Genomic DNA, 12478 nt, shown 5'->3' on the forward strand with positions numbered 1-12478 from the left:
AATCCAAGCGATTCGCGAGCAGAGCTCGCTCCCACAGTTACGCCCCATCCCTGGGGCGACGCGCTTAGCGCTTCAGACCGCCCAGGGTCAGCGGCATCTGGCGGTTCACATCCTTGTACAGCAGGTAGCGGAAGCGGCTCGGGCCGCCGGCGTAGCAGGCCTGCGGGCAGAAGGCGCGCAGCCACATGAAGTCGCCGGCTTCCACTTCGACCCAGTCCTGGTTCAGGCGGTACACCGCCTTGCCTTCGAGTACGTACAGGCCGTGTTCCATGACGTGGGTTTCGGCGAAGGGGATCACGCCGCCCGGCTCGAAGTTGACGATGTTGACGTGCATGTCATGGCGCATGTCGCTGATCTCGACGAAGCGCGTGGTGCTCCAGCGGCCTTCGGTACCCGGCATGACGATCGGCTCGATGTCCTGCTCGTTGGTGACGAAGGCTTCCGGGTAGGGCACGCCTTCGACCGGCTGGTAGGCCTTGCGCAGCCAGTGGAAGCGCACGGCCTGGCTGCCGTTGTTGCGCAGCGACCAATCGCTCTGCGGCGGGATGAAGGCGTAGCTGCCCGGACGCATGGCGTGCTGGGTGCCGTTGAGGGTCAGGCTGAATTCGCCTTCGACGACGAAGATCACGCCTTCGGCGGTGGCGTCGAGCTCAGGCTTGTTGCTGCCGCCGTTCGGGCCGACTTCGACGATGTACTGCGAGAAGGTTTCGGCGAAGCCGGTCAGCGGGCGGGCGATGACCCACATGCGCATGTTGTCCCAGAACGGCAGGTGGCTGGTGACGATGTCACGCATCACGCCTTTGGGGATCACGGCATAGGCTTCGGTGAACATGGCGCGGTCGGTCAGCAGTTGATCCTGACCTGGGTGACCGCCATGCGGTGCGTAGTAGTAGGGCGATTTGCTCATCGAGAGGTTGCCTCGGCGGGTGAATGGCACGGGGTTCGATCCCCGAGCGGAAACTTGGCTCCCATGCACTATAGGAATTCGCGGCTGGATTCGGAAATTAAATAGTAGAATGCCTGTCAGTGGCTTTCATGATGGGTGGCGACATGCTCGATCCGGTGCTGTTACGCAGTTTTCTCGCCGTGGTGCAGACCGGTGGTTTCACCCGCGCGGCTGCCAGCCTGCACCTGACCCAGTCCACCGTCAGCCAGCAGGTGCGGCGCCTGGAGGAGCAGCTCGGTGCCGAGCTGCTCGACCGTAGTGGCCGCTACGTGGTGACCACCACCGAGGGCGAACGCCTGCTCGGTTACGCCAACCGCATCGTCGCACTGATGGACGAAGCCATGCTGGCGCTGGGGCAAAGTGCGGTGGAGGGCGAGGTGCGCCTCGGCGTGCCGGACGATTTCGCCGCCAACAGCCTGACGCCTTATCTGGCCGATTTTGCCGACGCGCATCCGGGCATTCGCCTGGAGATCACCAGTGGTCTGAGTCATGACGTGTGGCGCGCGTTCAATGCCGGCGAGCTGGATCTGGCGTTGATCAAGCAACGCGCCGGCAGCGCCAAGGGCCTGGCCAGCTGGGCCGAGCCGCTGGCCTGGCTCGACAGTCGTGCGCGACCGGTGCTGGCGCGCAATCCGGTGCCGCTGGCGGTGTTTCCGCCCAACGGCCTGTATCGCCTGGAGATGACCCATGCGCTGGATGCCATGGGCAAACCCTGGCGCATCGCTTATGTCAGCAGCAGCCTGCCCGGCGTCAGCGCCGCAGCCGAGGGCGGCCTGGGCCTGACTCTGCTGCCGCGCCGGTTGATCACCAGCGAGCATCGCGAGCTGGGCGAGGCCGAAGGCTTCGCACCGGTAGCGCCGGTCGAGGTGGCGCTGCATGCGCGCAACCAGCTGCCCGGTTACGCGCGCGAATTGGCGGCAGCGCTGATCGAGGCTTGCGAAGGCATCATGAGCCCTGCGCTTAGCTCCAGCTGAGGATCGGCCAGCCGGCTTGTTCGGCGTGGGCGCGCAGGGTCGGGTCGGGGTTGACGGTGAACGGCTTGTCCACCAGTTGCAGCAGCGGCAGATCGTTGCGCGAGTCGGAATAGAAGCTGGCGCCGGCCAGGCTTTCGTCCTGTTCGATCAACCAGCTCTCGAGGCGAATCACTTTGCCCTCGCGGTAGGTCAGCACGCCCTGGGTGCGCCCGCTGTAGAAGCCGTGCTGCAGCTCCAGATCGATGGCCAAGACCTCGTCGATACCGAAGCGCTCGGCGATGGCGCTGACCAGGAAATGCGCCGAGGCGGAGATCACCAGCAGGCGGTCGCCAGCGGCGCGGTGCGCGGCCAGGGTGCGGCTGGCGTCGCTGTAGAAGATCGGTTCGATCACGTCCTCGACGAAGGGCTCGACCACATGGGCGACCTCCTCGGGCGTGCGGCCAACCAGCGGCGACAGGGTGAAGGCCATGTAGTCCTCCATGGCCAGGGTACCGGCGGCGTACTGACGCATCAGCTCCTGCTCGTGGGCGAGGAAGGAGTCGCCGTCGGCCCAGCCGATCTTCACCATTTCCTGTGTCCACAGGCTGGCGCAGTCGCCGTGGATCAGGGTTTCGTCGAGATCGAAAATCGCCAGGGCCATCACGCCACCTCCCGGATTGCATCGGCGCCAATGGCCAGGCTGACGCTTTGGCCGTCGTGGTGCAGGTCGGCGGCGGAGCGGTTGAGCACATCCACCAGCAGCTCCACGCCGCGCGCTTCGACGCGGTAGCGGATCACGTTGCCGAGCAGGCTATGGCTGCGAATCTGCGCCTCGATGCCGCCGTCGGTGAAGTGAATGGCCTCCGGGCGAATCGCCACGCGGCTGCCGATCTGTTGGCCGAGCAGGCGGCTGGCAGCCTCGGCATCGAGCAGATTGTAGTTGCCGATAAAACCGGCGGCGAAGGCATCGGCCGGTGCGGTGTAGAGGGTTTCGGCGTCGCCGCTCTGGACGATCTGCCCGCCGTTCATCAGCACGATGCGGTCGGACAAGACCAGCGCCTCTTCCTGGTCGTGGGTGACGAAGATGGTGGTCAGGCCCAGCTCGCGCTGGATAGCGCGGATCTGCTCGCGCAGGTGTTTGCGGATGCGCGCATCCAGCGCCGACAGCGGCTCATCGAGCAGCAGCAGGCGCGGGCGGGTGACCAGCGAGCGGGCCAGGGCCACGCGCTGGCACTGGCCGCCGGAGAGCTGCTGCGGGTAGCGGTCGGCGTAGTCGCTGAGCTCCACCAGTTCCAGCACCTCGGCGACGCGCTTGCTGGCCTCGGCGGCTGGGACTTTCTGCATGCGCAGGCCGAAGGCGACGTTCTGTTGCACGGTCATATTGGGGAACAGCGCATAGCTCTGGAACACCATGCCGATGCCGCGCTTTTGCGGCGCAACGGGTACCAGGTCCTCGCCGCCCAGCAGGATCTGCCCGCCGTCGACTGCGGTCAGGCCGGCGATGCAGCGCAGCAGGGTGGACTTGCCGCAGCCGGACGGGCCGAGCAGGGTGATGAACTGACCCTGGCCGATCTCGATATTGATGTCGGTGAAGATGGGCGTTGCGCCGTAGCTTTTATGCAGGCCGCGGATATTCAGGTAACTCATGATTTGTCCTTGTTCAGACGGTTGGCTGCCCAGGTCATCAGCAGCACGAACATGAAATAGGAGATCACCAGGGCGCTGGTGAAGTGGCCGCTGTCGTTACGCATGTTGTACAGGTACACCTGCAGCGTCTCGTAGCGGCTGCCCACCAGCAGGTTGGCGAAGACGAATTCGCCGAACAGGAAGCTGAAGGACAGGAACACCGAAACCATCAAACCCTTGCGCAGATTCGGCAGCACCACCATGAAGGCCGCGCGCCAGGTGCTGGCGCCGAGCAGGTGGGCGGCGTCCATCAGGTCGCGCAGGTTGATCGCCTGCAAATTGTTGGTGATGGCCCGGTACATGAAGGGCAGGGCGATGGTGAAGTAGCAGCCGATCAGTATCCATGGCGTACCGAGGATCGGCAGCGGGCCGGATGCGAACAGCTGCATCAGGCCCACCGAGGACACCACCGGCGGAATGGCGAACGGCAGCAGGATCAGCACGTTCATCACGCCGTCGAGCTTGGGGAAGTGGTAGTTGACCACGAACAGCAGCGGCAGGATCAGCAGCAGTGCCAGCGCCAGGGCGCCGAAGCAGACCAGCAGCGAGCGGCCGAAGGCGGCGAGAAAGCGTGCATCGCTCCACAGCGCCACGTACCACTTGAAGGTGAAACCGCTGGGCAGGATGGTCGCCGACCAACTGGTGGACAGCGAATAGACCAGGGTGCCGAGCAGCGGCAGCAGCAGGATCAGAAACAGCAGGTAGACCACCAGTTGGTGGAACAGCGGCGAGCGTTTTTCAGCGGGTGACATGGTAGCTCCGGCGCAGCAGCCATTGGTGGACGATGGTGATCAGGGTCATCAGGCCGACCAGCACCATGGCCAGCGCGCTGGCCATGTTCGGGTCGAGGAAGATGTCGCCGGAAACCATCGCCGCGATACGGATCGGCAGGATGTTGAAGTTGCCAGTGGTCAGCGCATACACCGTGGCATAGGCGCCCAGGGCGTTGGCCAGGAGGATGACGAAGGTACCGAGCAGCGCCGGGGTCAGCACCGGCAGGCCGATATACCGCCAGAACTGCCAGGTGCTGGCGCCGAGCAGTTCGGCCGACTCGCGCCAGTCTTCGCGTAGGGCGTCGAAGGCCGGATAGAGCAGCAATACGCCGAGGGGAATCTGGAAGTAGGTGTAAAGGACGATCAGGCCGGTCTTGGAGTAGAGGTTGAAGTCCTCGATCACCCCCATCTGCTTGAGCAGGATGGTCAGCGCGCCGTTGAAGCCGAGCAGGATGATGAAGGCAAAGGCCAGCGGCACCCCGGAGAAATTGCTGGTCATGTTGGAGAAGGCCATGACGAAATCGCGCAGGCGGCTGCTGACCTGGCGCAGCGAATAGCTGCCGATGATGGCGATGACGATGCCGAACAGGCTCGACCAGAAGGCCACCTCCAGGCTGTGGCGCATGGCCTGGCGGTAGAACGCCGAGGAGAAGGCCTGCTGGAAGTTGCCCAGGCCCCAGCCTTCGGCGGTGTTCAGGCTGTTGCTCGCCACCCAGGCCAACGGTGCGATCTGGAAGGCGAAGAAGAACAGGGCGAAGGGTACCAGGCACAGCAGTGCCCAGCCCTTGCTGGAAATGGTGGACTTCATGCAAGCAGCTCCCTGCACCAGGGTTTGTCGTGGGCCGCGCCGAGTAGCTGGCAGATGGTGCCGCACAGCTCGGTCTGTTGTGGGCGGGCTGCAGGATCGAGGCTGAACGCGCTGCCGAGAACGATCAGCGGCACTTCGCGCTCTTCCGGCAGCACGCCGTTATGGCTGCGGTCGTTGTTCATGCCGTGGTCGGCGGTCACCAGGATCTGGTAACCGGCGTCGAGCCAGGTCTGGATGTATTCGGCCAGCAGCACGTCGGCCATGCGCGCGGCGTTGCGGTACTGCGAACTGTCGAGACCGTGCTTATGGCCGGCGTCGTCGATGTTCATCGGGTGCACCAGCAGCAGGTTGGGGCTGTGACGCTGGCGCAGGCTGTCGGCATCGGCGAACAGGTGCGAATCCGGGTAGTGGTCGGCGTAATAGAAGTGGCCGTGCTGGATCGGTAGCGACGGTTCAAAGGTGTGACGGTCGCGGGAAGCCTGGAAGGGGGCGCGGTTATACAGCTCGCTGACCCAGTGATAGGCCGCGGCGGCGGTGCTCAGGCCGGCGTCACGGGCGTAGTGGAAGATGCTGCGCTGATTCGACAGGCGCACCACATCGTTATTGACGATGCCGCTGTCGATGGGCGCCACGCCGGTGAGGATGCATTCGTAGAGCGGGCGGGACAGTGCCGGCAGTGCGCAATCGAGCTTGTACAGCGCGGCGCGCCCGGCCTGGCAGTAAGCCAACAGGTGGCCCAGCGCATGCTGGGCCACCTGATAGCTCAGGCCATCCAGTACCACCAGGATGACGTTGTGCTTCATGGATTTCTCTCGTTCGGTCGTAGCCCGGATGCAATCCGGGGGCGTACTTGGCGATTGCCCCGGATTTCATCCGGGCTACGGATCAATGGTGTCGCGGCCGCATCAATTCATATTGATGATCACGTGCTCCTGCCACAGGCGCGGCAGGGCCTTGGAGGTGGCCTCCCAGGCAGCGGCATCCTTGATCGGCTGGACCTTGGCGTACTGCTCTTGCGGCAGCAGCTTGGCCTGCACCTCGGCCGGCAGCTCGATGTGCTCGGCGCGGATCGGGCGGGCGTTGCCCTTGGCCAGGTTGATCTGCCCGGCGTCGCTCAAGATGTATTCGCGGGTCAGCTTGGCGGCGTTGGGGTTCTTCGCCCATTTGTTGATGATGGTGCTGTAGCCGGAGATCACCGAACCGTCGGACGGGATCAGCACCTCGAAGCGCTCGGGGTCGATCTGGTCGCGGTAGGACAGGCCGTTGAAGTCCCAGACGATGCCGACTTCCACTTCGCCCTTCTCCAGGGTCTGGATGGTCGGGTTGGCCAGCGACAGGCGACGCTGCTTGGCCAGTTCGCCATAGAAATCCAGCGCCGGTTGCACGTTGCTCTCGTTGCCGCCCATGGCGATGGCAGCGGCCAGTACGCCGTTCACGGCTTGCGCAGCGGTGCTCACGTCACCGGCAGAGACCTTGTAGGTGCCGGTCTTGAGGTCGGCCCAGGAGCGCGGAATGTCCTTGACCAGTTGCTTGTTGACGATGAAGGCGATGGAGCCGGTGTAGGCCAGCATCCAGTGACCGTCCTGGTCCTTGGCCCAATCCGGAATCTGCGCCCAGGTGCTCGGTTTGTACGGCTGGGTCACGCCTTGCTGTACGGCGATGGGGCCGAAGGCGGCGCCGACGTCACCGATATCGGCGGTGGCGTTTTCCTTTTCGGCGGCGAACTTGGCGATTTCCTGCGCCGAGCTCATGTCGGTGTCCTGATGCTTGAGACCGTAGAGGCGCGCCAGGTCCGCCCAGGTGTCTTTCCAGTTGGCCCAGCTGTCGGGCATACCCACGCTATTCACCGCGCCCTCGGCGCGTGCAGCCTGTTCCAGTGCCTGCAAGTCGGTGCCTTCGGCCATGGCGGAGGTCGCCAGGGCGATGGCCGAACCCATCAGTGAAGCCAGCAGCAGTTGTTTCATTGGAAACTCCTTTGCAGTGAGAGTGTTGGTCTAGATCAGCAATACCCGAGCCAATCTAAGCGCCTTCGATGACAGTTTTATGTCCGGCCACGGCTGGCAGATGTCTAGGTGCAGCGGGCCGGTGCGCTTCACAAGCGTAGACCATGGATAAGTGGCTGATTTGCTGGGCTGTGAGTAAGCATGGCGGTGGCATGCGGCGTGCTTGCAGCATGGCTGTCATCTATCAGTCATCTAGACTGCCTAGGCTTGTAACCCGTCTGAGCAAGTGACTTTTGCCCTGTCATGGGGCTGGACTAGTCCAAAAGGGGAAATTTTGATGCGCGAAGAAGCGCCACGGGCCGTCACCATCATCTGCCGCGCGTTGCAGGAGCAGATCGACCGGGGCCTGTTGCCCTCCGGCAGCAAGTTGCCGGCCGAGCGCAAGCTCAGTGAGTTGTTCGATACCACGCGCATCACCCTGCGTGAGGCGCTCGGCCAGTTGGAGGCGCAGGGGCTGGTCTATCGCGAGGAGCGTCGTGGCTGGTTCGTTTCGCCGCAACGGGTGGCCTACAACCCTCTGGTACGTACCCACTTCCACGCCATGGTCGCCGAGCAGGGGCGGGTACCGGCTACCGAGGTCCTGAGTGCGCGCTTGATGCCGGCCTCCGCGCAGATCTGTCAGGTGCTGGAGCTGCCGGCGCTGTCGAGCGTCTATCAGGTGTGCCGCGCGCGGCGCATCGACGGGCGCCTGGTGCTATATGTCGAGCACTACCTGAATCCGGCCTACTTCCCCGGCATTCTCGAGTTCGACCTGACTCGCTCGCTGACCGACCTGTATGCCAGCGAGTACGGCATCCACTACGGTCGCGTGCGCTTCGACATGGTACCCACCGCGCTGCACGCCGAAGCCGCGGCCAGCCTCAAGGTGGCACCGGGCAGCCCGGCGCTGCGCATCACCCGGGTCAACCGCGATCAGCACGGGCGCATCATCGACTGCGACCTGGAGTTCTGGCGCCACGACGCCATTCACGTCAGCGTCGAAGTCCCCGAGTAGGGTGCGCTGCGCGCACTGAGGTCGCCGGCAGACTGTGAATCGCCAGTGCGCAAGGACTACGGAGAGGCGATGCGCACGGCGCACCCTGCCGTTCGTCGGCTTCTGTGATGTTTTTGCGGCCAATGTCGAAATGTGCTCGCCGCGTTCGACTATCCAGTACCCACCCGCCAAGGAACTGGAGTGCGTCATGAAATACCTCTGCCTCGTCTACGCCAACGAACAGGAGCTGCACAGCTCCCCCGACAGCCCGCATGACAGCGAGTGCTTCGCCTACGCCAATGCAGTACAGGAGAGCGGGCGCATGCTCGCTGCCGAGGCGCTGCAGTCGGTGCAGACCGCCACCACCGTGCGCATGCGCGGCGGCAAGCTGGCGATCACCGACGGCCCCTTCGCCGAAACCAAGGAGCAACTGGCCGGCTTCTATCTGGTGGAGGCGCGCGACCTCAACGAGGCGATCCAGCTCGCCGGACACATTCCCGCTGCCCGTGTCGGCTGCGTGGAGGTGCGTCCGGTGCGTGAGCTGGATATCCAGCCGGCGCAGCTGCAGGCCGGCCAGCACTGAGCCGGCAAGGCTCGATCAACCGGGAGAACCGCTATGGATCGCCGCTATATCCCCGAAGTCGCCACGCGTGAGCAATGGCTGGCAGCGCGCAAGGCGCTGCTCGAGCAGGAAAAGGCGCTGACCCGTCAACGTGACGCGCTCAACCGCGCCCGCCGTGCCCTGCCCATGGTGCTGGTGGAAGAGGATTACCGCTTCGACGGCCCGCAGGGCGAAGTCGGTCTGGAGGCGCTGTTCCACGAGCGCAGCCAGCTGATCGTCTACCACTTCATGTACCACATGGATCGCGGCGAGGGCTGCGACGGCTGTTCCTGTCTGGTGGACAACATCGGCCACCAGTCCCACCTGCATGCTCGCGACACCAATCTGGTGCTGGTCTCGCGCGCGCCCTTGGCCGATCTCGAGGCCTTCAAGCGGCGCATGGGTTGGACCCTGCCCTGGTACAGCTCCTACGGCAGCCGCTTCAACTACGACTACCACGCCACCACCGACGAGCAGGTCGCGCCGGTCGAATACAACTACCGCGACAAGGACGAACTGCAGCGCCTGGGCCTGACCTATCACATCCAGGGCGAGCAGCCCGGTGTCAGCGTGTTCCTGCGTGACGGCGGGCGGATCTACCACACCTATTCCTGTTATGGCCGAGGGCTGGAAATGCTGATGAGCAGTTTCCATTTCCTCGACTTCACGCCTTTTGGCCGCGGCGAGGGTTGGGATGGTATGCCCGATCTGGACGGCAAGGGGCTCAACTGGACGCGCCTGCACGACGAGTACGAACAGACCGCGCCCACCCACGACTGCTGCGGCCACAAGGCCTGAACCTCGGTGAAGGAGAACGACATGAGTCAGCACGAACTGCAAGATGCCCTTAACGACTGGACCGAAGCCTGCCGCAGCAAGGACGTGGCGCGCATCATGAGTCACTACGTCGAGGACGTGGTGTCCTACGATGCCATCGGCCCGTTGCGTTTTCAGGGGCGCCCGGCGTACCAGGCGCATTGGCAGGCCTGTATGGAGATGTGCAGTGGCCCGGGGATGTTCGAACCGCACGAGCCGACCTTCACCGCCAGCGGCGATCTGGGCGTGACCCATTACCTGCTGCATTGCGGCGGCAGCAATGAAAAGGGCGAGCTGGAGACCTGCTGGATGCGCGTGACCCAGTGCCTGCGCCGCCAGGGCGGCCGCTGGCTGATCTTCCACGAGCATTTCTCTGCGCCGAGTGACATGGAAAGCGGCAAGGCGCTGTTCGATCTGCAGCCCTAGCAGGCTGTTGAAAAACTACCTGCGTTGCCATTGCTGCGTTAAAAACAGACTGGAGCGCCAGCCCGGTCGAAATACTCATTTACAACACGTAAAGTCGAGCGCGACCCCGGCCGTTTTTCGCCTGTTTTTGTGGGGCCGCCATCGGTATTGCACTGGCTTGCCTCGCCTACGTTTTTCAACGGCCTGCTAGCGAGCGGGGACTGCGCGATGGTCTGGTGCGTACCAGACCATCCTTAGCGCGCGACCAGTTCCAGCATGCGTTGCGCTTGCTGGCGTACGGCCTCACGCAACTCGACCGGCTGTTCGATGGTGAAGTCGAAGGACAGGCGTAGCAGTAGGCGAGCGAACCAGGTCGGGCTGTCGGTGCTGGTGGTCAGGCGCACGCTATTGCCTTCGGGCATCAGCAGACCGGCGTTGTGCCCGAGTTCGGCGATGGCACCGGCGAGGTCGGTGTGCAGCTGGATACTCACCGGGTAGGCTCGTGGCAGGGTGGCGATGCTGGTATTGAGGTGGGCGGCGGCATCGAAGGCTTCCGGCCGCTCGAAGTGGCTCTCCAGGGCGCGTACTTCGCGCAGCCGATCCAGACGGAAGGAACGCACCGCCTGGCGTAGGTGGCAGTAGCCGCTCATGTACCAGAAGCCCTGGCGGAACACCAAACCGTAGGGATCGACCTCGCGCTCGCTGCATTGGCCCTGATCGCTGCAATAGCTCACCCGCACCTGACGGCGCGCCTCGGCGGCGGCGGCGAGTTCGGCTAGCAGTTGCTGGTCGCCATTGGCGCGGCTGCGCGGCAGATCCAGAATGGCGCTCTGGCTCAGGGCGCGCACCCGCTGCTGCAGCCCCTTGGGCATTACCCGCTCCAGCTTGGCGCGGGCACTGGCCACCGCCACGGCGGTTTCTGCCAGGCCCAGATTGGCCGTCGCCAGCAGGCCCAGCGCCACCGCCTGAGCTTCCTCAGCCGTGAACATCAAGGGCGGCAGCTTGAAACCGGCCACCAGGCGGTAACCACCGTGCCGGCCGCGCTCGCTGGTCACCGGAATTCCCAGGTCCTCCAGGTGGCGGATGTAACGGCGCAGGGTGCGGCCGTCCACCTCGAGGCGCTCGGCCAGTTCGCGGCCGCTGAGCTGGCCATGACTTTGCAGCAGCTCCAACAGGGCGAGCACGCGGGTGGTGGGGCTGTTCATGGGAATCGCAGGCTCCGTAGTGCGGCGCTGTGCGCACCGGTCAAACCGCTAACTGTCTTGCTGCGCGCGCACTCAACAAAAACAGCGGTAGGCGATTTTATTAGGGCGGAATATAGCCTAATTGGCTCTTAGTCTGGAGGTAGGTCGACGCTAAAGGCGTGTCGGCCACCAGCAGACAAGGAGCACCCCTTATGCAACCGATACTGTTCTACGGCGTTCCGCAAGGCTGTTCGTTCGGCTCGATCGTAGCCCTCGAGTGGCTCGGCCAACCTTATCGCCTGTGCCGGGTCGAGATGCTCGAGCAACCCTGGGACCCGCTTTTCGAGCGGATCAACCCGCTCTATCAGACGCCCACGCTGCTGCTGGAGAACGGCGAGTTCCTGAGCGAGAGCCTGGCCATTCTCCTGAACCTGGCGGCGCGGTCGGTGGAGACGCCGCTGGGACCACGCCAGGGCAGCGACGAATTCGATGCACTCAGCCAGATGCTGTCCTACCTGGTGAGCGACTTTTTCTCCGCCTTCAACCCGCTGTGGCTGGCTTATGAAAAGGCTGAGCTGGACGAGCCGCAGCGCGAGCTGTTGCGCAGCCTCGGCGCAGAACAGGTGAAGGCGGGCTGTCGTTATCTCGATCGGTTGCTCAGCGAGCGTGACTGGCTGCTGGGTCAGCGACGCAGTCTGGCGGACGCCTACCTGAGCGGTGTCGGCCGCTGGGTCGACTACCACCAGTTGTTCGATCTGCGACACGACTACCCGCATCTGGCCCGCCACCTGGCGCGGCTCGCCAACGATCCAGCGGCGCGTTTCGCTCATGCGATCGAGCAGGGCATGACGGTTGAGGGCGCTGGCGGCTTCCTCGGCCATGTGGGCTTCCAACAACTGCGCGAAGGGTTGTGCGCAGCCTGAAAACCTATGGTGAGGTTTCGATGATCGACCATCTTTGTATCACCGTGGCCAACTTTCGCCGCAGTCGCGCCTGGTATCAGGCGGCCCTGGCGCCTTTGGGCTACGAGCTGAAATACGACGGCGAGCATGGCGCGGGGTTGGCCGCCGGCTTCGGTCCGCAGGCCGAGGAGCAGGCCGTGCTTTACCTGCTCAGTGCCGTCCCCGGGCGTGGTCAGTGCGAGCCGCTGGCGCATTTTTGCCTGCGTGTCGACAGCCAGGCGACAGTGCAGGCCTTTCATGCCGCGGCGCTGCAGGCCGGTGGCGAAGACAATGGCCGGCCCGGCCTGCGCGAAGAATATGGCTACTACGCCGCCTTCGTGCTTGACCCCGATGGCTACAACGTCGAGGTGGCCTGTTACGTCTGAACC

General features: G+C 64.2%; 15 protein-coding genes. 7 read left to right on the forward strand and 8 right to left on the reverse strand.

Going from position 1 to position 12478, the window contains the following annotated elements; all coding sequences use genetic code 11:
• Window positions 1-64: 64 nt before the first annotated feature.
• Window positions 65-907: a bifunctional allantoicase/(S)-ureidoglycine aminohydrolase gene (locus BLT86_RS00835; protein WP_017677910.1), complete on the reverse strand. Its 843-nt coding sequence runs from the start codon at window positions 905-907 to the stop codon at window positions 65-67.
• A 143-nt stretch (window positions 908-1050) separates the two neighbouring features.
• Between BLT86_RS00835 and BLT86_RS00840 the strand changes: the two genes are divergently transcribed.
• Window positions 1051-1920 (forward strand): LysR substrate-binding domain-containing protein, encoded by an 870-nt coding sequence (locus BLT86_RS00840; protein ID WP_092380288.1) that lies wholly within the window; start codon window positions 1051-1053, stop codon window positions 1918-1920.
• Here BLT86_RS00840 and BLT86_RS00845 read toward each other — a convergent pair.
• The 6 genes from BLT86_RS00845 to BLT86_RS00870 form a co-directional block, all read right to left on the reverse strand.
• Window positions 1907-2560 (reverse strand): HAD family hydrolase, encoded by a 654-nt coding sequence (locus BLT86_RS00845; RefSeq protein ID WP_092374210.1) that lies wholly within the window; start codon window positions 2558-2560, stop codon window positions 1907-1909. The genes BLT86_RS00840 and BLT86_RS00845 overlap by 14 nt on opposite strands.
• The gene (locus tag BLT86_RS00850; protein WP_017677907.1) at window positions 2560-3546 is read right to left on the reverse strand and encodes an ABC transporter ATP-binding protein; all 987 of its coding nucleotides are present in this window, start codon (window positions 3544-3546) and stop codon (window positions 2560-2562) included. Before BLT86_RS00850 ends, BLT86_RS00845 begins: the two co-directional genes overlap by 1 nt.
• On the reverse strand, window positions 3543-4337 hold the full coding sequence (locus BLT86_RS00855; protein WP_017677906.1) for an ABC transporter permease: 795 nt from the start codon (window positions 4335-4337) through the stop codon (window positions 3543-3545). Before BLT86_RS00855 ends, BLT86_RS00850 begins: the two co-directional genes overlap by 4 nt.
• On the reverse strand, window positions 4324-5166 hold the full coding sequence (locus tag BLT86_RS00860; protein WP_017677905.1) for an ABC transporter permease: 843 nt from the start codon (window positions 5164-5166) through the stop codon (window positions 4324-4326). Before BLT86_RS00860 ends, BLT86_RS00855 begins: the two co-directional genes overlap by 14 nt.
• The gene (locus BLT86_RS00865) at window positions 5163-5969 is read right to left on the reverse strand and encodes an alkaline phosphatase family protein (protein ID WP_021488381.1); all 807 of its coding nucleotides are present in this window, start codon (window positions 5967-5969) and stop codon (window positions 5163-5165) included. Before BLT86_RS00865 ends, BLT86_RS00860 begins: the two co-directional genes overlap by 4 nt.
• 102 nt (window positions 5970-6071) lie before the next feature.
• On the reverse strand, window positions 6072-7130 hold the full coding sequence (locus tag BLT86_RS00870; RefSeq protein ID WP_017677903.1) for an ABC transporter substrate-binding protein: 1059 nt from the start codon (window positions 7128-7130) through the stop codon (window positions 6072-6074).
• Between the two features lie 316 nt (window positions 7131-7446).
• Between BLT86_RS00870 and BLT86_RS00875 the strand changes: the two genes are divergently transcribed.
• The 4 genes from BLT86_RS00875 (at window position 7447) to BLT86_RS00890 (ending at window position 9985) form a co-directional block, all read left to right on the forward strand.
• Complete coding sequence (locus BLT86_RS00875; protein WP_017677902.1) at window positions 7447-8163, forward strand: UTRA domain-containing protein; 717 nt, start codon at window positions 7447-7449, stop codon at window positions 8161-8163.
• A 187-nt stretch (window positions 8164-8350) separates the two neighbouring features.
• Window positions 8351-8725, forward strand: coding sequence for a YciI family protein (locus BLT86_RS00880; RefSeq protein WP_012017940.1), 375 nt, complete (start codon window positions 8351-8353; stop codon window positions 8723-8725).
• 33 nt (window positions 8726-8758) lie between these two features.
• On the forward strand, window positions 8759-9541 hold the full coding sequence (locus BLT86_RS00885) for a DUF899 domain-containing protein (protein ID WP_021488382.1): 783 nt from the start codon (window positions 8759-8761) through the stop codon (window positions 9539-9541).
• A 21-nt stretch (window positions 9542-9562) separates the two neighbouring features.
• Entirely contained in the window at window positions 9563-9985 is a 423-nt protein-coding gene (locus BLT86_RS00890) for a YybH family protein (protein ID WP_021488383.1), read from the forward strand.
• Window positions 9986-10218: 233 nt separating this feature from the next.
• Here BLT86_RS00890 and BLT86_RS00895 read toward each other — a convergent pair whose 3' ends face one another.
• Complete coding sequence (locus BLT86_RS00895; protein ID WP_021488384.1) at window positions 10219-11169, reverse strand: helix-turn-helix transcriptional regulator; 951 nt, start codon at window positions 11167-11169, stop codon at window positions 10219-10221.
• A 191-nt stretch (window positions 11170-11360) separates the two neighbouring features.
• Here BLT86_RS00895 and BLT86_RS00900 point away from each other — a divergent pair, with 191 nt between their 5' ends.
• Together BLT86_RS00900 and BLT86_RS00905 are read left to right on the forward strand one after the other, a co-directional pair.
• Window positions 11361-12071, forward strand: coding sequence for a glutathione S-transferase family protein (locus BLT86_RS00900; RefSeq protein ID WP_092374213.1), 711 nt, complete (start codon window positions 11361-11363; stop codon window positions 12069-12071).
• A gap of 20 nt (window positions 12072-12091) precedes the next feature.
• Window positions 12092-12475 carry a VOC family protein gene (locus tag BLT86_RS00905; RefSeq protein WP_064494457.1) on the forward strand — a complete coding sequence of 128 codons (384 nt, stop codon included), beginning with the start codon at window positions 12092-12094 and terminating at the stop codon, window positions 12473-12475.
• Window positions 12476-12478: the final 3 nt, after the last annotated feature.

It is taken from the genome of Pseudomonas sihuiensis (assembly GCF_900106015.1).
GTDB lineage: Bacteria > Pseudomonadota > Gammaproteobacteria > Pseudomonadales > Pseudomonadaceae > Aquipseudomonas > Aquipseudomonas sihuiensis.

Coding starts and splice junctions, on each gene's coding strand:
- BLT86_RS00845 (WP_092374210.1), bottom strand. CDS start 2,560: ATGGCCCTGGCGATTTTCGATCTCGACGAAACCCTGATCCACGGCGAC.
- BLT86_RS00890 (WP_021488383.1), top strand. CDS start 9,563: ATGAGTCAGCACGAACTGCAAGATGCCCTTAACGACTGGACCGAAGCC.
- BLT86_RS00895 (WP_021488384.1), bottom strand. CDS start 11,169: ATGAACAGCCCCACCACCCGCGTGCTCGCCCTGTTGGAGCTGCTGCAA.
- BLT86_RS00885 (WP_021488382.1), top strand. CDS start 8,759: ATGGATCGCCGCTATATCCCCGAAGTCGCCACGCGTGAGCAATGGCTG.
- BLT86_RS00850 (WP_017677907.1), bottom strand. CDS start 3,546: ATGAGTTACCTGAATATCCGCGGCCTGCATAAAAGCTACGGCGCAACG.
- BLT86_RS00905 (WP_064494457.1), top strand. CDS start 12,092: ATGATCGACCATCTTTGTATCACCGTGGCCAACTTTCGCCGCAGTCGC.
- BLT86_RS00875 (WP_017677902.1), top strand. CDS start 7,447: ATGCGCGAAGAAGCGCCACGGGCCGTCACCATCATCTGCCGCGCGTTG.
- BLT86_RS00870 (WP_017677903.1), bottom strand. CDS start 7,130: ATGAAACAACTGCTGCTGGCTTCACTGATGGGTTCGGCCATCGCCCTG.
- BLT86_RS00900 (WP_092374213.1), top strand. CDS start 11,361: ATGCAACCGATACTGTTCTACGGCGTTCCGCAAGGCTGTTCGTTCGGC.
- BLT86_RS00840 (WP_092380288.1), top strand. CDS start 1,051: ATGCTCGATCCGGTGCTGTTACGCAGTTTTCTCGCCGTGGTGCAGACC.
- BLT86_RS00880 (WP_012017940.1), top strand. CDS start 8,351: ATGAAATACCTCTGCCTCGTCTACGCCAACGAACAGGAGCTGCACAGC.
- BLT86_RS00860 (WP_017677905.1), bottom strand. CDS start 5,166: ATGAAGTCCACCATTTCCAGCAAGGGCTGGGCACTGCTGTGCCTGGTA.
- BLT86_RS00855 (WP_017677906.1), bottom strand. CDS start 4,337: ATGTCACCCGCTGAAAAACGCTCGCCGCTGTTCCACCAACTGGTGGTC.
- BLT86_RS00865 (WP_021488381.1), bottom strand. CDS start 5,969: ATGAAGCACAACGTCATCCTGGTGGTACTGGATGGCCTGAGCTATCAG.
- BLT86_RS00835 (WP_017677910.1), bottom strand. CDS start 907: ATGAGCAAATCGCCCTACTACTACGCACCGCATGGCGGTCACCCAGGT.